Below are 17,333 nucleotides of genomic sequence, written 5' to 3'. Positions count from 1 at the left end.
CGGTTCGCGAGCAAGCTCGCTCCTACAGAAGAGACTAGGCGCCAGCCTTGATCTGGCGCTGGCGGACGATCTCGAACAGGCACACACCGGTAGCCACCGAGACGTTCAGGCTGCTCACGCTGCCCTGCATCGGCAGCTTGGCCAGGTAATCGCAGTGCTCGCGGGTCAGGCGGCGCATGCCTTTGCCCTCGGCGCCCATCACCAGCACGGTCGGCCCGGTGAGATCGAGTTCGTAGAGCATCTGGGTCGCTTCGCCAGCAGTGCCGACGATCCACAGCCCGCGCTGCTGAAGCTTCTCCAGGGTGCGCGCGAGATTGGTCACGGCGACCAGCGGGATCACCTCGGCGGCGCCGCAGGCGACTTTACGCACAGTGGCGTTGAGGGTGGCGGACTTGTCCTTCGGCACTATCACCGCCAGCGCGCCCGCCGCATCGGCGGTGCGCAGGCAGGCGCCGAGGTTGTGCGGATCGGTCACGCCGTCCAGCGCCAGCAGCAGCGCGGGACCGGTGGAGCGCTCCAGCAGCTCCTCCAGCATGTTCTCGCCCCACACCTGGCTCGGGCTGACCTCGGCGACCACGCCCTGGTGCACGCCCTCGGCCCACTCGTCCAGCTCCTTGCGGTCGCGCGTGCCCACCGGCACGCGCACCTGACCGGCCAGCTCGACCAGCGCCTGGACGCGCGGATCATGCCGACCTTCGGCCAACCACAGTTGCTTGACCCGCTTCGGGTGATGGCGCAGCAACGCTTCTACGGCATGGACCCCGTAGACCTTTTCCCACTGACTCATTTCTTCGCCTTACCTTTGCCTGCCGGAGCGCCAGTCGATGCACCCGCCTTAGGCTGCGACGCCCCCTTGCGGTGCTTGGTTGACTTGCCGGACCGGGCCTTCTGCTTCGAAGGATTGCGCGGCTTGCCAGCGGCGGACGCGGACTTGCCCTTGCCGGTCGCCGGCTTGTTACCGCCGACCTTGGCCTCTTCGAGCAGCGCTTTCTTCACTTCGCGACTCTTGCGCACATCGGTATTGCCAAGCATCTCCTCGGCCTTGGCGAGCATCTCCGGCGCCACCGACGGCAGCGCCTGGACCACGCCGACCTTGCGCTTGCGCGGCTGGTGCGACGGAACCACGGCCACGTCGGGAGCGAAGAACGGATCATCGGCCACCTGGCCGCGGGCCTTGGCCGGCTTCTCCTTGGCAGCTGCGCCCTTGGGCGCCTTGCCCTTGGCCACTTTGCCCTTGGCAACCGGCTCGGCCTTCTCGCCACGCTTCTTGCGGCCAATCGGCGCGCTGAGCACATTGTCGGAAAGCTCGAAATCGATCTTGCGCTCATCCAGGTCGACGCGCGCCACGACGACTTCCACGGTGTCACCCAGGCGGAAGCTGCGGCCGGTGCGTTCGCCCGCGAGGCGGTGATGCACGGCATCGAAGTGGTAGTAGTCGCCCGGCAGCGCGGTGACGTGGACCAGGCCTTCGACATAGATGTCGCTCAACTCGACGAAGATGCCGAAACCGGTCACTGCGGTGATCACGCCAGGGAAGGTCTCGCCCACGCGCTCGCGCATGAACTCGCACTTCAGCCAGTTGGTGACATCACGGGTCGCCTCGTCGGCGCGGCGCTCGGTCATCGAGCACTGCTCGCCCAGCTGAGCCAGGCGCGCTTCGTCGTACGGGTAGATGCGTGCCTTCGGCATGCTGGCGGCACCGACGCGCTGCACGTGCTCCGATGCCGCCTTGGAGCGGATCAGGCCGCGGATCGCGCGGTGGGTCAGCAGGTCCGGGTAGCGACGGATCGGCGAGGTGAAGTGGGTGTAGGCCTCGTAGTTCAGGCCGAAGTGGCCGGCATTCTCGGGGCTGTACACCGCCTGGCTCAGGGAGCGCAGCATCACGGTCTGGATCAGTTGCAGGTCCGGGCGGCCCTGGATGGACTCCAGCAGCTTCTGGTAGTCCGCCGGAGTCGGATCGCCCTTGCCGCGGTAAAGGGTCAGACCCAGTTCGCCGAGGAACTGGCGCAGGTTGTTCAACTTCTCCTGCGGCGGACCGTCGTGGACGCGATACAGCGCGGGAATACCATGCTTTTCGAGGAATTTGGCGGTAGCCACGTTGGCCGCCAGCATGCACTCCTCGATCAGCTTGTGCGCATCGTTGCGCTGGGTCGGGCGGATCTCCGAGATCTTCCGATCCGCGCCGAAGACGATGCGGGTTTCCTGGGTCTCGAAATCGATCGCCCCGCGCACGTGGCGCGCGCCGACCAGGACCTTGTACAGGTCATAAAGAGTATTCAGGTGCGGCACCACCGCCGGCAGCTGTTCCTTCAGGCGCTGGCCTTCGGGGCTGTCGGGGGTTTCCAGGTACTGACTGACCTTGGTGTAAGTCAGGCGCGCATGGGAATGGATGACCGCCTCATAGAATTGATAGTCGGTCAGCTTGCCGGCCTTGGAGAGGTTCATCTCGCAGACCATGGCTAGGCGATCGACCAGCGGATTCAGGGAGCACAGGCCGTTGGAGAGAATCTCCGGCAGCATCGGAATCACGCGCTCGGGGAAGTAGACCGAGTTTCCGCGCTTGGCCGCTTCTTCATCCAGGGCCGAACCGACCTTCACATAATGAGAGACGTCGGCGATGGCAACGAACAGCTTCCAGCCCCCACCCTTGCGCTTCTCGGCGTAGACCGCGTCGTCGAAGTCACGGGCATCCTCGCCGTCGATGGTGACGAAAGGCAGGGCGCGCAGGTCGACGCGCTTCTCCTTATCCTTCTCCAGCACTTCGGGCTTGAGTTTGGCGGCTTCCTTCTCCACTGCCTCGGGCCAGGTGTGGGGAATGTCGTAGCTGCGCAGCGCGACTTCGATTTCCATGCCCGGCGCCATGTAGTCGCCGAGCACTTCCACCACTTCGCCCTGGGCCTGGCGGTGCACGCTCGGCCAGACGTCGATGCGCACCTGGACGAATTGGTTGTGCTTGGCCTTGCCGGCCTTGCCCGGCGGGATCAGCACTTCCTGCTGGATCTTCGGATTGTCGGCCACCACCGTGCCGATGCCGCTTTCATCGAAATAGCGGCCGACGATGGTCTCGTGGGCGCGTTCGACCACCTCCACCACGGCGCCTTCACGGCGGCCGCGGCGGTCGAAGCCGGACACGCGCGCCAGGGCGCGGTCACCGTCGAACACCAGGCGCATCTGCGTCGGGCTGAGGAACAGGTCGTCGCTACCGTCATCTGGGATGAGGAAGCCGAAGCCGTCGCGGTGGCCGGCGATGCGGCCGAGGATCAGGTCGAGCTTGTCCACCGGCGCGTAGGCACCACGGCGGGTATAGATGAGCTGGCCGTCGCGCTCCATGGCGCGCAGTCGGCGGCGCAGTGCTTCTTCCGGCTCTTCGCCGGAGAGGCCAAGTTCATCCAGCAACTGGGCCCGCGTCGCGGGAGCGCCGCGCTCGGCGAGGTGCGCCAGGATGAGTTCACGGCTAGGGATGGGGTTGTCGTATTTTTCCGCCTCGCGGGCGGCCTCGGGATCGAGGTTTTGCCAATCGGCCATTAAAGTGCGGTCACCTTATATATAGGGGTATGGATCGCCATGTGCTTATTGAAGCGCGAAATCCGCTCGTCGGTCAGCTTCGGGCAAGAATAAATTTTTTATCGCATCAGGGGTTTACAAGCGAAAACGCTCTCCGTATAGTTCGCGCCCACAGCGTCAGACAGACGTTGTAACACGGAAACGATGAGTAATCATCGACTCCAGTGCCCAGGTGGCGGAATTGGTAGACGCACTAGGTTCAGGTCCTAGCGGTGGCAACACCGTGGAAGTTCGAGTCTTCTCCTGGGCACCACTTATTCAAGGATAAGGTCAGTCACTGACAGGCTTTATCAGGCGGGTTCGGAACCCTGAAACCGAACGATAGACCGCCAGATGCAACCAAGGGTTGCATCACCGCAAGACGATGAGCGATCATCGCACCCATGCTGAAAAGCATGCCCAGGTGGCGGAATTGGTAGACGCACTAGGTTCAGGTCCTAGCGGTGGCAACACCGTGGAAGTTCGAGTCTTCTCCTGGGCACCATCTTCAAACGAAAAAGCCGAGCACTGCTCGGCTTTTTCGTTTTCGGCTGTCTGCTACCCGGAACCCAAACCCGGCGTAGGAGCGGACTCCGTCCGCGATGGCCTCCGGCGCGATGCGAACCTATCGCGGACGGAGTCCGCTCCTACAAAAACACCCTCAAGCCTTGAACTGCCCCAGACTGGCGCGCAGCTGACCGGCCAAGCCATCGAGCACGCGCCCACTGCTGGCCGTCGCACTCACCGCCTCCGCTGCGCGACTCGCCTCGGCATGGATCACCTCGACCCTCCCACGCACCGCCGCAGCGCCGGCCGCCTGCTGCTGCGCCGAATGGGTCGCCGCCTCGATGGCCCCGTGCACTTCCTCCACCGCACTCTGCACTTCACGCTGCAACCGCTCGCTATCCTGCAACGCGGCCAGCCCCTGAACGGCCTGCTCACGAGCCTGCCCGATGGCGGAGACTGCCTCTCGCGCCCCCTGCTGCAACGCACCGATATGCGACTGGATATCGCCCGTGGACTGCTGCGTCTTGCTCGCCAGCGCTCGCACCTCGTCCGCCACCACGGCGAAACCGCGCCCACTTTCACCCGCTCGGGCCGCTTCGATGGCGGCGTTCAGTGCCAGCAGGTTGGTCTGTTCAGCGATGCCGTGGATCACCGAGAGCACCACTTCGATCTGCTCGCTCTGCCGCGCCAGCCGCTCGATCACACCGGCGCCGCTCTGCACGCGGGACTCCAGGGTTTCGATCAGGCCACCGACCTTGCGAGCAATGGCCGCATTGTCCTGCGCCGCCTTGCGGATTTCTCCGACCCGCGCCAAGGCCGCCTCCATGGAGCGACTTTCTATTTCCGCCTCTGCCGCCATTCCGGAGAGCGCCTCCAGGCTGCCGGCCACTTCATTGCGCTGTCGGTCCGTCGCCGCTTCGGCGCTGGCACTGCGAGTGGCCAGCGCGGCAATTTCACTGCCGGTCTGCTGAGCAACCTGCCCGGCCTCTCGCACGATGGGCTGAAGCTTGTCGACGAAGCGATTCACCGCTGTCGCCATCTCGCCCAGCTCATCACGACTATCCAGGCGCACCCGGCGGGTCAGGTCGCCCTCTCCCGCCGCCAGGTCATTCAACGCATCGATCAGCAGGCGTATACGATTCACCACGCGATGGCCGAGCACGATCGCCAGACACAGCAACACCCCAAGACCAACCAGCACCATGCCCATGCCGATGCGCCAGCGCAGGGTGCCGGCTGCCTCTTCAATGGAAATCTTCGCGCCCTGGCTCATGCCGTCCGCCGCTTGTTTCGCCGACTGCAGGCGCGCCGTCAACGCCTTGGTGCTGTCGGCCGCGGCGCCGGCCAGGCTGTCGCCCACCAACTGGTCGCCACTGGCGACCAGGGCAGAGAAGCGCTGATCCAGCGCACTGATCTGTTTCTCGATGGCATCAGTGGAAACGCCGAGGCGAACCTTGCCGATCTCCACGCCATTCGGACTGATAGGCGCCTCGACCAGGAACACCGAATCATCATGACTGGCTGCCTCCAGCACCTTGTCCAGCGCTCGCTCACCCTTGCCCTTTTCCAGCAGCGCCTTGACCCGCGCATCCTCGCGATTGAGGTAGCGGGTGAGGTGCTGGCCTTGCGGATCGTCGTAGACCACGAAGAGCACATTGGGATTGGCCTGGGCGCGCCGGGCGTAGTCGGAGAGCAGCGGAACGTCGTTGTCCCACATGGCCTTGGGCGCTACGGCGGCCAACAGCTGCGCCAATTCGGTGGCGGACTGGCGCAGGCTCTGCTCCAGGCTCTGGCGCAATTCGCCCTGCTCTTCTTCCAGTCGTGCGGAGAGCGCCGAGCCCAACCGCTCGCGAGTGCGCACGGAAAGATCGTTCAGCCCGGAAGTCATTTCCCGAGCGGCCCGCTCCAGCTCTCCAGCCAGGCGTTGCGATTCGTTACCCAGGTGCGTTCCCAGGTCGCTGACCAGACCGTCAACGGTGCTGCGGGTAAGCCAGAGAGCAATCGCCAACTGCACCAGCAGAGCGACGCCCAGGGCGATGAAAGCGGGGCGCAGCAAGCGGCTGCGCAGGAGCGACAGGACGGCGGACACGGCGGGCTTCCTCCGGATGTAACGGATGTCTGGCGCGAAAGGCGCCGATCCGTTTCACCAGCAAAGCGCGTGCCGTCACACAAAATGGATCCCCAGAAACGACAACGGGCCGCTTATGCGGCCCGTTGCAGTACAACGCGTGGATCAGGCGAACGGATGGCGCAGGACGATGGTCTCGGCGCGATCCGGGCCGGTGGAGATGATGTCGATGGGCGCACCGACCAGCTCCTCGATGCGCTTGATGTAAGCACGCGCATTGGCCGGCAGGCCTTCCAGGGTCTGAACACCCACGGTGGATTCGCTCCAGCCCGGCAGGTCTTCGTAGATCGGCTGCAGGCCGATGTAGCTGTCGGCATCAGTCGGGGCGTCGGTCAGCAGTTCGCCGTCGGCGTTCTGGTAGCCGGTGCAGATGCGCACGGTTTCCAGGCCGTCGAGGACGTCCAGCTTGGTCAGGCACAGGCCCGACAGGCTGTTGATCTCGATGGCGCGACGCAGGATAACGGCATCGAACCAGCCGCAACGGCGGGCACGGCCGGTGGTGGCGCCGAACTCGTGACCAACCTTGGCCAGACGTGCACCGACGTCATCGAACAGTTCGGTCGGGAACGGGCCGGAACCCACCCGGGTGGTGTAGGCCTTGGTGATGCCCAGGATGTAATCCAGGAACAGCGGGCCGAAGCCCGAACCGGTGGCGGTGCCGCCAGCGGTGGTGTTGGAGCTGGTGACGAACGGGTAGGTACCGTGGTCGATATCCAGCAGCGAACCCTGGGCGCCCTCGAACATGATGTTCTCGTTGGCGCGACGCAGGTCGTGCAGAGTCGAGGTCACGTCAGCCATCAGCGGACGCAGCTCTTCGGCGTAGGCCATGCACTCGTCCAGGGTCTTCTGGAAGTCGACGGCCGGCTCCTTGTAATAGTTCTGCAGGACGAAGTTGTGGTAGTCCAGCAGCTCGCCCAGCTTGGCGGCGAAACGCTCGCGATGGAACAGGTCGCCCACGCGCAGGCCGCGACGGGCCACCTTGTCTTCGTAGGCCGGGCCGATGCCGCGACCGGTGGTGCCGATCTTCGCATCGCCACGGGCCTTCTCACGGGCCTGGTCCAGGGCCACGTGGAAGGACAGGATCAGCGGGCAGGACGGGCTGATGCGCAGGCGCTCGCGCACCGGTACGCCCTTCTCTTCCAGCTTGGCGATCTCGCGCATCAGCGCATCGGGCGCCAGCACCACGCCGTTGCCGATCAGGCACTGCACGCCTTCGCGCAGGATGCCCGACGGGATCAGGTGCAGTACGGTCTTCTCGCCAGCGACCACCAGGGTATGACCGGCGTTGTGGCCGCCCTGGTAACGCACCACGGCAGCAGCCTGGTCGGTCAGCAGGTCGACGATCTTGCCTTTGCCCTCATCACCCCACTGGGTGCCCAGGACTACGACATTCTTACCCATAACTCTTATCCCCATCGTGGATGTTCGGTGCCGGCCGCGGCCGGCAGAAACTCGAGTGACGCGCCTCAGAGCGCGGCCACCTGCCAATTGCCATCGCGAACCAACAGTTGCCGGTCGCAGCCCGCTTCGGTAGCCGAAGCCGCATCCTGCCCGGGCAGCGCCTGAACCACACGCACGCCCTGACGGCGCAGCTGCTGCACCGCCTGCCACAAGCCAGCTCCATCGGCCGGCGCCCAGACTCCGGTGCGCGGCTCGTCGAGCTGGGCGCGGCCGAGAGTGACCAGGGTCTTGAGGTCAGTAGAAAAACCGGTCGCCGGACGGGCACGGCCGAAATCGGCACCGATGTCGTCGTAACGGCCGCCCTGGGCGATGGACTCGCCAACCCCAGGCACGAACGCGGCAAATACCACGCCCGTGTGATAGTGATAACCACGCAACTCGCCGAGATCGAAGTACAGCGGCAGTTGCGGGAAGCGCGCGGCCAGCGAGTCAGCGATGGCCGTGATATCAGCCAGCGCCGCCTGGACGTTGGCCGGAGCGCCAGCGAGCACTTCACGTGCCTGCTCCAGCACCTCACGGCTACCGCACAGCTCCGCCAACGCACGGAGCATGCCGGCAAGCTCGGTCGGAAGGCCTTCGGTCAGCGCCGCGACCTCGTCCACCGCCTTGCGCTGCAGGGCGTCGAACAGCAGTTGCTCGACTTCCCCGGACAGGCCGGCAGCCTGGGCCAGGCCACGGTAGATACCGACATGACCGAGATCCATGTGCACGTCCGGCACCTGGGCCATTTCCAGCATGTCGAGCAGCAGGCTGATGACTTCGACGTCGCCAGACGAACCGGTATTGCCGTAGAGCTCGGCACCCAGCTGGATCGGGCTGCGCGAAGTGGCCAGCGCCCGCGGGCGGGCATGCAGCACGCTACCGGCGTAGCACAGGCGGTTCGGGCCTTCGCGACGCAGGCTGTGGGCGTCCATGCGTGCCACTTGCGGCGTGATATCCGCACGGAAGCCCATCAGACGGCCGGACGCCGGATCGGTAACCTTGAAGGTACGCAGATCCAGATCCTGGCCGGCACCGGTCAGCAGGGATTCCAGGTATTCGATATGCGGAGTGACGACGAACTCGTAACCCCAGCGCTGGAACAGATCCAGCACCTGACGGCGGGCTGCTTCAACGCGAGCCGCCTCCGGCGGCAGCACTTCTTCGATTCCATCTGGCAGCAGCCAGCGGTCTACCGTTGCCATGTCGCCTCTCTCCTTTTTTAGGCCGGGCGGCACTTCAATGAATGCAGTAAAGAAGGACGGTGCCGAGCAGCATGCTGCCCAGCCCGATGAGTCTCAGACTGCGGTCGCCAATGCGACCGAGCCCGCTCACGGCGTCGCGCCAACCACGCGGAGTCAGGAATGGAAGGATGCCTTCCAGCACCAGCAACAGACAGAACGCCTTGCCCCATTCCTGCCACATGGCTCTCGTACATCATTCTCGCGGACGCAAAAAAGCCGGGATTTCCCGGCTGCCCCATGATAACACGATTTCTCCGACGGGCGCTGCCGCCCGCCGGAGACTTTGACTTACGGTTTAGCTTTTTCCAGATAGCGGAAGAACTCGTTGCTCGGATCGAGCACCAGCACGTCCTTCTTGTCGGCAAAGCTCTCGCGGTAAGCCTTGAGGCTGCGAGTGAAGGCATAGAACTCCGGATCGGCAGAGTAGGCCTTGGCGTAGATCGCCGACGCCTTGGCATCACCGTCACCACGGGTTTCTTCCGATTCGCGATAGGCCTCGGCCAGCAGCACACGACGCTGACGGTCGGCATCTGCGCGGATACCTTCAGCCAGTTCGCGACCCTTGGCGCGGTGCTCGCGGGCTTCCCGCTCACGCTCGGTGCTCATGCGCTCGAACACGCTACGGTTCACTTCCTTGGGCAGGTCGATGGCCTTGACGCGAACGTCGACCACTTCGATACCCAGCTCCTTCTGTGCCATGCGGTTCAGCGAAGCGGTGATATCGCCCATCAGCGCATCACGCTCACCCGACACTACTTCGTGCAGGGTGCGCTTGCCGAACTGGTCACGCAGGCCGGCTTCCAGACGGCGGGACAGACGCTCGTCGGCGATCTGCTTCATGCCGGAAGTCGCGGTGTAGAAGCGCTCGGCATCGGAGACGCGCCACTTGGCGTAGGCGTCGACCATCACCGCTTTCTTCTCCAGCGTCAGGAAGCGCTGGGTCGGCGAGTCCAGGGTCAGCAGGCGGCCGTCGAACTTGCGCACCGTGTTGACGTACGGAATCTTGAAGTGCAGGCCGGGCTTCACGTCCGGCTCGACCACGCGACCGAAGCGCAGCATGACGGCGCGCTCGGTCTGTTGCACCACGTAGACGCTGCTCCAGACGGCAACAGCAACCACCACACCCGCGATGAGGGCAATCAGGGACTTGTTACTCATCAGCGGCTCTCCCGGGTGCGCGTGTCACGCTGCTGCAGGTCGCTGGCGACCCGCGAACCGATATCCGGCGTGCTGCTGCTCGCGCTGGGCGCGGCGCTCGGAGCTGCCGAACCACGGCCGTCCATCATCTTGTCCAGCGGCAGGTAGATCAGGTTGTTCTGCCCTTGCTTCCCGGTGACCAGCACCTTGCTGCTCTGGCTCAGGACGTCCTGCATGGTGTCCAGATACAGACGCTGACGGGTGACGTCCGGCGCCTTGTGGTATTCGCCGGCCAACTTGGTGAAGCGGTCTGCCTCACCCTGGGCGCGGGACACCACTTCATCGCGGTAACCGTTGGCTTCCTCGATGATGCGCTGGGCCTGGCCACGGGCTTCGGGCACCACGCCGTTGGCGTAGGCTTCGGCCTGGTTCTTCTCACGCTGCTCGTCCTCGCGGGCACGGATCACGTCGTCGAACGCTTCCTGTACTTCACGAGGCGCGGCGGCGCTCTGGATGTTCACCTGAGTCACCGTGATACCGGTCTTGTAGGTATCGAGGAAACGCTGCAGGCGATCACGCACCTCGGTGGCCATCTGTTCACGGCCCTCGGTGAGGATCTTGTCCATGGTGGTGGAGCCGGCCACATGGCGCAGAGCACTTTCGGTGGCGTGCTGCAGGCTCACTTCCGGCTGGTCGACGTTGAGCACGAAGTCCTTCAGGTTGCTGACCTTGTACTGCACGGTCAGCGGAACCTCGACGATGTTCTCGTCCTCGGTGAGCATCTGACCCTGCTTGCTGTAGGCACGCTCGCGGGTGACGTTCTCCTGGAACTTCTTGTCGATCGGTGGGAAGTAGATGTTCAGGCCGGGGCCCACGGTCTCGTGGTATTCACCGAAGCGCAGGATCACCGCCTGCTCCTGTTCGTCCACCACGTAAATGGCGTTGTACAGCCACAGCACGGCGAGGATTGCCAGGCCGATACCGAACAGACCGAGGCTACCGCCCCGACCACCGCCGCCACCGCCCGAACCACTGCCGCGCTTGGGTTTGCCAAAAATTCCGTTCAGGCTGTCTTGCAGCTTGCGGAAGGCCTCATCCAGATCAGGAGGACCCTGGCGACCACCACCACGGCGTCCACCCCAGGGGTCCTGGTCGTTCTTGTTCGAGTTGTCACCCGGCTCATTCCAAGCCATAGCGCTCTCCATCTGATAACGCGAAAACGCGCCTACGGCGCGCCCACCTATGCTACCGAATGCCCCTTGCGCTGCCAAAAGCAGTGTGCCGGGCTTTATTGCAAAGTGTGTTGCGCAATGAACTCCGACGGCTGCCAGCCTTCGCGGCTCACCATGCGGTTCAACTCGACACGCGGCAGGCGAACCTGCAAAACGGCGCGTCCTTGTTCGTCGTGATTCTCCGACTGTACAGCACCCAGCTCGAAGAACTGAGCCCGGAGTCGTCCCAGGCGCTGTGGCAGGCAGAGCGTTCCAACGAACATGTCCTCCCCCAGCAACTCGGCGACCGCCTGCTCCAGCAACTCCAGCCCGCGCGATTCCCGAGCAGACAGCCAGACACGGACCGGCTTGCCCAGCTCGTCGCGCTGGATCATCGGCTGCAAGTCCGGCAGCAGGTCAATCTTGTTGTACACCTCGAGCATCGGCAACTCGTTCGCACCGATCTCTTTCAGCACCGCCAGCACCTGTTCGATCTGCGCATCGCGATCCGGCTCGTGGGAGTCGATCACATGCAGCAGCAGATCGGAGTTGCTGGACTCTTCCAAGGTAGCTCGAAACGCCTCTACCAGCTTGTGCGGCAGGTGACGAATGAAGCCCACGGTGTCGGCGAGCACGATCGGCCCGACGTCATTGAGCTCCAGACGGCGCAGGGTCGGATCGAGCGTGGCGAACAACTGGTCGGCGGCATAGACCTCGGAAGTGGTCAACGCGTTGAACAGTGTGGATTTGCCGGCGTTGGTGTAGCCCACCAGGGACACCGCCGGAATCTCCGCGCGGCGACGGCCACGACGAGCCTGCTCGCGCTGGCTGCGGACCTTTTCGAGACGAGACTTGATCTGGCGGATCCGTCCACGCAGCAGGCGACGGTCGGTTTCCAGCTGGGTTTCACCCGGACCACGCAGACCGATACCGCCCTTCTGGCGCTCAAGGTGAGTCCAGCCACGGACCAGGCGAGTGCTCATGTGCTCGAGCTGGGCGAGCTCCACCTGCAGCTTGCCCTCGTGGGTACGAGCGCGCTGGGCGAAGATGTCGAGGATCAGCCCCGTACGGTCGAGCACGCGACATTCGAGCGCTCGCTCGAGGTTGCGCTCCTGGCTCGGCGTAAGGGTGTGATTGAAGATGATCAGCTCGACCTTCTCGGCGTGGACGAGGTCGTGCAACTCTTCGACCTTGCCGCTGCCGATCAGGTACTTGGCTGAGGGCTGATGGCGCGAAATGCTGACGAAAGCAACCGATTCCGCGCCTGCCGAACGGGCCAGCTCCTGAAATTCCTGCGGGTCTTCACGCGCCTCGGGGTCCTGACCTTCCAGATGGACCAGAATGGCCCGTTCCCCACCACCCGGGCGCTCAAAGAACAAGGCGGACTCCCGTCAAACGTTGCCCGGCTCGGCCGGTTGGTCCGCTGTGGGCAGGCGCACAGGGCGACTGGGGACCACGGTGGAAATGGCGTGTTTGTAGACCATCTGGCTGACAGTGTTCTTCAGCAGGATGACGAACTGGTCGAAGGATTCGATCTGACCCTGCAGCTTGATGCCGTTGACCAGGTAGATGGAAACCGGAACGCGTTCTTTGCGCAGGGTATTGAGGTAAGGGTCTTGTAGCGAATGCCCTTTTGACATATGCCGCACTCCTTGTAAGGGTAAATAACTGATTTAGTAGTAGTCGAATTTGGCTTAACGCCGTCCTGAACCCCAAGGATAGACGGCCGGAATTAAGGTCTCGAACCTATATGGAGACCGCCTCAAAGCATTTCAAGGCACGCGGCAAATTGTCGCTTGCCTGACTGTCCAACCAGTGTAGATCGCTCCAGCTGCGGAGCCAGGTGAACTGGCGCTTGGCCAGCTGCCGCGTGGCGATGACGCCGCGCTCCACCATCTCAGCGTAGGACAGTTTGCCCTCGAGGTAATCCCATACCTGTCGGTAACCCACCGCTCTTATGGACGGTAGCCCCACGTGCAAGTCACTCCTTGCGCGAAGGCGTTCGACCTCGGCGATGAAGCCCTGTTCCAGCATCTGGTCAAAACGTTGCGCGATACGCTCGTGCAACACCTGGCGCTGCAGAGGCGCGATCGCCAGGTGAGCCACAGTATACGGTAATTGTCCACCGCCTTGCGCGCCAAGACCCGCATTTTCACTCGCCTGGCGCAGGCGGTGTGCAGTCATTGACATACCGCTGACGCGAAAGACTTCGAGGGCACGGACGAGTCGCTGGGGGTCGTTGGGGTGGATGCGCGCGGCCGACTCCGGGTCGACGCGAGCAAGCTCCGCGTGCAGGGCGCCCCAGCCTTCGGCGGCGGCCCAGGCTTCCAGCTCGGCACGGACGACGGGGTCGGCACTGGGCATATCGGCCAGGCCTTCCAGCAACGCCTTGAAATACAACATGGTGCCGCCGACCAGCAGCGGGATCTTTCCGGCCGCGGTGATTTCGGCCATCGCTGCCAGGGCGTCAGTGCGGAACTCCGCAGCCGAATAGGCCTCGCTGGGGTCACGGATGTCGATCAGGCGATGCGGGAACTCGGCCAACACGTCACGAGAAGGCTTGGCGGTGCCAATGTCCATGCCACGGTAGATCAGCGCAGAATCCACGCTGACCAGCTCCACCGGCAGCAGACGCGCCAGTTCCAGCGCCAGGTCGGTCTTGCCGGCAGCGGTGGGGCCCATGAGGAAAATGGCGGGAGGCAAGGACATCGGGAGCTCGTTATTGCGCACTGCTGAATCGATTGGCGCGCAGTTTACTGCACTTTCCTGAACGCAACCTTACGGAAATCAACGTCCGCGCAGGAACAGCTTATCCAGCTCGTCGAGCCCCAGTTGTGTCCAGGTCGGCCGACCGTGGTTGCACTGGCCGCTGCGCTCGGTCACTTCCATGTCGCGCAGCAGGCCGTTCATCTCCGGCAGCGTCAGGCGGCGATTGGCGCGCACGGCGCCGTGGCAGGCCATGGTGCCAAGCAGCTCGTTGAGGTGTGCCTGGATACGGTCGCTGGTGCCGTACTCCAGCAGGTCGGCAAGTACGTCGCGCACCAACTGCGTCGCCTCGGCCTGCTTGAGCAGCGCGGGAATCTGGCGGATCGCCAGGGTTTCCGGGCCGAGCCGCTGCAATTCGAAGCCCAGTTTGGAGAACCAGCTGCCATGCTCTTCGGCGCAGTCCGCCTCGCGTTCGCTGACGGCGATGGACTCCGGCACCAGCAGCGGCTGACCACGCAGGCCTTCACTGGCCATGGCGGTCTTCAGGCGCTCGTACATGATGCGTTCGTGGGCGGCGTGCATATCCACCAGCACCAGGCCGTGGGCATTCTCCGAGAGGATATAGATGCCCTTGAGCTGTGCCAGGGCATAGCCCAGCGGCGGCACATCCTGGCTGCTTTCCGGCAGCGCTTGCGGCACCTGGTCAGGCAGCGGCGCAAAGTAAGCCTTGTAGGCGCCCTGGGCCTCCTGGATCGGCGGCATTTCCGGGCGCGTCGGCTGGTAGCTGTAGCCACCGCCACCGGATCCGCCGGAAGACGGGCTCGGCTGCCAGGCACGCGCGGCGGCCGGAGCCTCCAGCACTGTCTCGGACAGGCGCATCTCGCCTTGCGGGCCGAACTCGCCGGCTTCCGCACCCGTGGGACGTGGCGCAGTCAGGGTGGTGGCGCCTGGCGGAGCCAACTGGTCGTCCGGGCGCACTTCCGCCAGCGCCCTGTGCAGGGTGCCGTAGAGGAAGTCATGGACCATGCGGCTGTCGCGGAAGCGCACTTCGTGCTTGGTCGGGTGGACGTTGACGTCCACCACCGCGGGATCGACCTCGAAGAACAGCACGAAGGTCGGATGCCGGCCGTTGTACAGCACATCGCGATAGGCCTGGCGCACAGCGTGGGCGACCAGCTTGTCGCGCACCATGCGGCCGTTCACGTAGAAGTACTGCAGGTCCGGCTGGCTGCGCGAGAAGGTCGGCAGACCGACCCAGCCCCATAGGTGCAGGCCGTTGCGCTCCACTTCGATGGGCAGGGCCTGCTCAAGGAAACCAGCGCTGCACACGGCGCCGACGCGGCGGGCGCGGGAGGCTTCGTCCTTCGCTTCATGCAGCGAGAGGATGGTCTTGCCGTTGTGGCGCAGGTGGAATGCCACGTCGAATCGCGCCAGCGCCAGACGCTTGATGACTTCCTGCAGGTGATCGAATTCAGTCTTCTCGGCGCGCAGGAACTTGCGTCGCGCCGGGGTGTTGAAGAACAGGTCGCGCACTTCGATGCTGGTGCCCACCGGGTGGGCCGCCGGCTTCACGGTAGACTCCATGTCGCGGCCTTCGACCTCCACCTGCCAGGCCTGCTCGGCATCGGCGGTGCGGGACGTCAGAGTCAGGCGCGAGACAGAGCTGATCGAGGCCAGCGCTTCGCCGCGGAAGCCCAGGCTCATTACCCGCTCCAGGTCTTCCAGCTCGCGGATCTTGCTGGTGGCGTGGCGCGCCAGTGCCAGCGGCAGGTCGTCGGCGGGAATGCCGCTGCCATCGTCGCGCACACGCAGCAGCTTGACGCCGCCCTGCTCGACTTCGACGTCGATGCGCTTGGCACCGGCGTCCAGGCAGTTTTCCAACAGTTCCTTGATGACCGAGGCCGGTCGTTCGACCACTTCGCCGGCAGCGATCTGGTTCGCCAGCCGCGGAGTCAGCAGCTGGATTCGGCGAACGTCACTCATTGCTGCGACGCCAGAGAGGTGCCCGGAATCTTCAGCACCTGGCCAATCTTCAGCTCGTCGCTCTTGAGCGAGTTGGCGCTGCGGATCGAGGACGTGCTGACATCGAAGCGGCTGGCAACCATCGCCAGGCTGTCGCCGCTGCGCACGACGTACTCACGCGGACCGGAAGCCAACTGGCCACCGTCGCGCAACGAAGCGATATAGGTGCCCGGCGGCGGGGTCTGCACGAAGTACTGACGCACACCGGCAGCGATGGAGCGCGCCAGGGCCTGCTGGTGCGAGCCGCTGGCCAGCTTGGCCGATTCGTTCGGGTTGGAGATGAACCCGGTTTCCACCAGGATCGACGGAATGTCCGGGGACTTCAGCACCATGAAGCCGGCCTGTTCCACGCGGCGCTTGTGCAGCGGGGTGACGCGGCCGACGCTGGTCAGCACCTTGTGGCCGACGTCCAGGCTGGAAGACATGGTGGCGGTCATCGACAGGTCGAGCAGCACGCCAGCGAGCATCTTGTCCTTGTCGTCGAGGTTCACGCCACCGTCACCGCCGATGAGGTCGGAGCGGTTTTCCGTGTCGGCCAGCCAGCGCGCGGTCTCGGAGGTGGCGCCGCGGTCGGACAGGGCGAACACCGAGGCACCGAAGGCGCTGCGGCTGGGCGCGGCGTCGGCGTGGATCGAAACAAACAGGTCCGCGCCCTTCTTGCGGGCGATCACGGTGCGGTTGCGCAGCGGGATGAAGTAGTCGCCGGTGCGCGTCAGTTCCGCGCGGAAGCCTTTCATCTGGTTGATCTGCCGCTGCAGTTCGCGGGCGATCGACAGGGTGATGTTCTTCTCGTGCAGACCATTCGGGCCGAGGGCACCAGGATCTTCACCGCCGTGACCGGCGTCGATGGCGATCACCACGTCGCGCTTGCCGCCGCTGCTGGGCGCGGGAATCTTGGCCACCGACTGGGCGGGGCTGACCGGCGTGGCGGGCACGCTGGGCGTCGGCGTCGCGGGCACGTCCGGGGCGATATCGGCGCCCTGGTCATAGAGGTCGACGACCAAGCGGTTGCCGTACTGCTGGTTCGGCGGCAGCACGAAGCTCTTGGGCGTGACCTGATTTTTCAGGTCCAGCACCAGGCGCAGGTCGGTGGGCGAGCGCTGGGCAGAGCGCATCGCGGTGATCGGCGTGTTGTTCAGCTTGAGCTTGTCGAGGGCGGCGGACATCTGTGCGCCGTTGATGTCGACGACGATGCGGTTGGGCGCACTCAGGGTGAACAGACTGTGCTGCACGGGGCCGGACAGATCGAACACCAGGCGTGTGTTGTCCGGCGCGCGCCAGATGCGCACGCTCTTGATTTGCGTGGCGGCAGAAACCTCGCCGGCAACGAATGCCAGCAGAACGGACACCCCGATAAACAACGCCCGAAGGCGCAACCCCCAACCCATCTTTTTT

Annotated in this window: 13 protein-coding genes and 2 tRNA genes; 2 read left to right on the top strand and 13 right to left on the bottom strand. The window is 64.5% G+C overall.

The features are described 5' to 3' along the window. Window positions 1–34 precede the first annotated feature (34 nt). Both rlmB and rnr read right to left on the bottom strand, forming a co-directional pair. Complete coding sequence (gene rlmB / locus G4G71_RS06010; RefSeq protein ID WP_037012087.1) at window positions 35–787, bottom strand: 23S rRNA (guanosine(2251)-2'-O)-methyltransferase RlmB; 753 nt, start codon at window positions 785–787, stop codon at window positions 35–37. Further along, entirely contained in the window at window positions 784–3,525 is a 2,742-nt protein-coding gene (gene rnr, locus G4G71_RS06005; RefSeq protein ID WP_169936118.1) for a ribonuclease R, read from the bottom strand. Before rnr ends, rlmB begins: the two co-directional genes overlap by 4 nt. Window positions 3,526–3,730: 205 nt before the next feature. Here rnr and G4G71_RS06000 point away from each other — a divergent pair. Together G4G71_RS06000 and G4G71_RS05995 are read left to right on the top strand one after the other, a co-directional pair. Then, a tRNA-Leu gene (locus G4G71_RS06000) sits at window positions 3,731–3,817 on the top strand. 144 nt (window positions 3,818–3,961) lie between these two features. After that, a tRNA-Leu gene (locus G4G71_RS05995) sits at window positions 3,962–4,048 on the top strand. 156 nt (window positions 4,049–4,204) lie between these two features. Here the strand turns inward: G4G71_RS05995 and G4G71_RS05990 are convergent. The 11 genes from G4G71_RS05990 to amiB form a co-directional block, all read right to left on the bottom strand. Beyond that, complete coding sequence (locus tag G4G71_RS05990) at window positions 4,205–6,139, bottom strand: methyl-accepting chemotaxis protein (protein ID WP_169936116.1); 1,935 nt, start codon at window positions 6,137–6,139, stop codon at window positions 4,205–4,207. Between the two features lie 144 nt (window positions 6,140–6,283). Next, complete coding sequence (locus G4G71_RS05985) at window positions 6,284–7,579, bottom strand: adenylosuccinate synthase (protein WP_169936114.1); 1,296 nt, start codon at window positions 7,577–7,579, stop codon at window positions 6,284–6,286. A gap of 65 nt (window positions 7,580–7,644) precedes the next feature. Further along, on the bottom strand, window positions 7,645–8,823 hold the full coding sequence (locus G4G71_RS05980) for an ATP phosphoribosyltransferase regulatory subunit (RefSeq protein WP_169936112.1): 1,179 nt from the start codon (window positions 8,821–8,823) through the stop codon (window positions 7,645–7,647). 34 nt (window positions 8,824–8,857) lie between these two features. Further along, window positions 8,858–9,043, bottom strand: a complete 186-nt coding sequence (locus tag G4G71_RS05975) for a DUF2065 domain-containing protein (protein ID WP_169936110.1) — start codon at window positions 9,041–9,043, stop codon at window positions 8,858–8,860. Window positions 9,044–9,150: 107 nt separating this feature from the next. Then, entirely contained in the window at window positions 9,151–10,020 is an 870-nt protein-coding gene (hflC, locus tag G4G71_RS05970) for a protease modulator HflC (RefSeq protein ID WP_169936108.1), read from the bottom strand. Continuing rightward, window positions 10,020–11,192 carry an FtsH protease activity modulator HflK gene (gene hflK, locus G4G71_RS05965; protein ID WP_169936106.1) on the bottom strand — a complete coding sequence of 391 codons (1,173 nt, stop codon included), beginning with the start codon at window positions 11,190–11,192 and terminating at the stop codon, window positions 10,020–10,022. The genes hflC and hflK overlap by 1 nt, the downstream gene beginning before the upstream one ends. A gap of 95 nt (window positions 11,193–11,287) precedes the next feature. After that, window positions 11,288–12,589 carry a ribosome rescue GTPase HflX gene (gene hflX / locus G4G71_RS05960; RefSeq protein WP_169936104.1) on the bottom strand — a complete coding sequence of 434 codons (1,302 nt, stop codon included), beginning with the start codon at window positions 12,587–12,589 and terminating at the stop codon, window positions 11,288–11,290. Window positions 12,590–12,601: 12 nt separating this feature from the next. Beyond that, window positions 12,602–12,850: an RNA chaperone Hfq gene (gene hfq, locus G4G71_RS05955; RefSeq protein ID WP_169936101.1), complete on the bottom strand. Its 249-nt coding sequence runs from the start codon at window positions 12,848–12,850 to the stop codon at window positions 12,602–12,604. A 106-nt stretch (window positions 12,851–12,956) separates the two neighbouring features. After that, window positions 12,957–13,919 (bottom strand): tRNA (adenosine(37)-N6)-dimethylallyltransferase MiaA, encoded by a 963-nt coding sequence (gene miaA, locus G4G71_RS05950; protein ID WP_169936099.1) that lies wholly within the window; start codon window positions 13,917–13,919, stop codon window positions 12,957–12,959. A gap of 78 nt (window positions 13,920–13,997) precedes the next feature. Continuing rightward, window positions 13,998–15,899, bottom strand: a complete 1,902-nt coding sequence (gene mutL, locus G4G71_RS05945) for a DNA mismatch repair endonuclease MutL (protein ID WP_169936097.1) — start codon at window positions 15,897–15,899, stop codon at window positions 13,998–14,000. Continuing rightward, window positions 15,896–17,326, bottom strand: coding sequence for an N-acetylmuramoyl-L-alanine amidase AmiB (gene amiB / locus G4G71_RS05940; RefSeq protein WP_169936095.1), 1,431 nt, complete (start codon window positions 17,324–17,326; stop codon window positions 15,896–15,898). The genes mutL and amiB overlap by 4 nt, the downstream gene beginning before the upstream one ends. Window positions 17,327–17,333 lie beyond the last annotated feature (7 nt).

It is taken from the genome of Pseudomonas multiresinivorans, assembly GCF_012971725.1.
In the GTDB taxonomy this organism is placed as follows: domain Bacteria; phylum Pseudomonadota; class Gammaproteobacteria; order Pseudomonadales; family Pseudomonadaceae; genus Pseudomonas; species Pseudomonas multiresinivorans.
Note: the sequence above shows the minus strand (reverse complement) of the source record. Positions and strands in the feature narration are given on the sequence as shown.

Excerpts from the sequence above, each read along its gene's own strand:
- rlmB (WP_037012087.1), bottom strand. The coding sequence starts at position 787 with ATGAGTCAGTGGGAAAAGGTCTACGGGGTCCATGCCGTAGAAGCGTTG.
- rnr (WP_169936118.1), bottom strand. The coding sequence starts at position 3,525 with ATGGCCGATTGGCAAAACCTCGATCCCGAGGCCGCCCGCGAGGCGGAA.
- G4G71_RS05985 (WP_169936114.1), bottom strand. The coding sequence starts at position 7,579 with ATGGGTAAGAATGTCGTAGTCCTGGGCACCCAGTGGGGTGATGAGGGC.
- G4G71_RS05980 (WP_169936112.1), bottom strand. The coding sequence starts at position 8,823 with ATGGCAACGGTAGACCGCTGGCTGCTGCCAGATGGAATCGAAGAAGTG.
- G4G71_RS05975 (WP_169936110.1), bottom strand. The coding sequence starts at position 9,043 with ATGTGGCAGGAATGGGGCAAGGCGTTCTGTCTGTTGCTGGTGCTGGAA.
- hflC (WP_169936108.1), bottom strand. The coding sequence starts at position 10,020 with ATGAGTAACAAGTCCCTGATTGCCCTCATCGCGGGTGTGGTGGTTGCT.
- hflK (WP_169936106.1), bottom strand. The coding sequence starts at position 11,192 with ATGGCTTGGAATGAGCCGGGTGACAACTCGAACAAGAACGACCAGGAC.
- hfq (WP_169936101.1), bottom strand. The coding sequence starts at position 12,850 with ATGTCAAAAGGGCATTCGCTACAAGACCCTTACCTCAATACCCTGCGC.
- miaA (WP_169936099.1), bottom strand. The coding sequence starts at position 13,919 with ATGTCCTTGCCTCCCGCCATTTTCCTCATGGGCCCCACCGCTGCCGGC.
- mutL (WP_169936097.1), bottom strand. The coding sequence starts at position 15,899 with ATGAGTGACGTTCGCCGAATCCAGCTGCTGACTCCGCGGCTGGCGAAC.
- amiB (WP_169936095.1), bottom strand. The coding sequence starts at position 17,326 with ATGGGTTGGGGGTTGCGCCTTCGGGCGTTGTTTATCGGGGTGTCCGTT.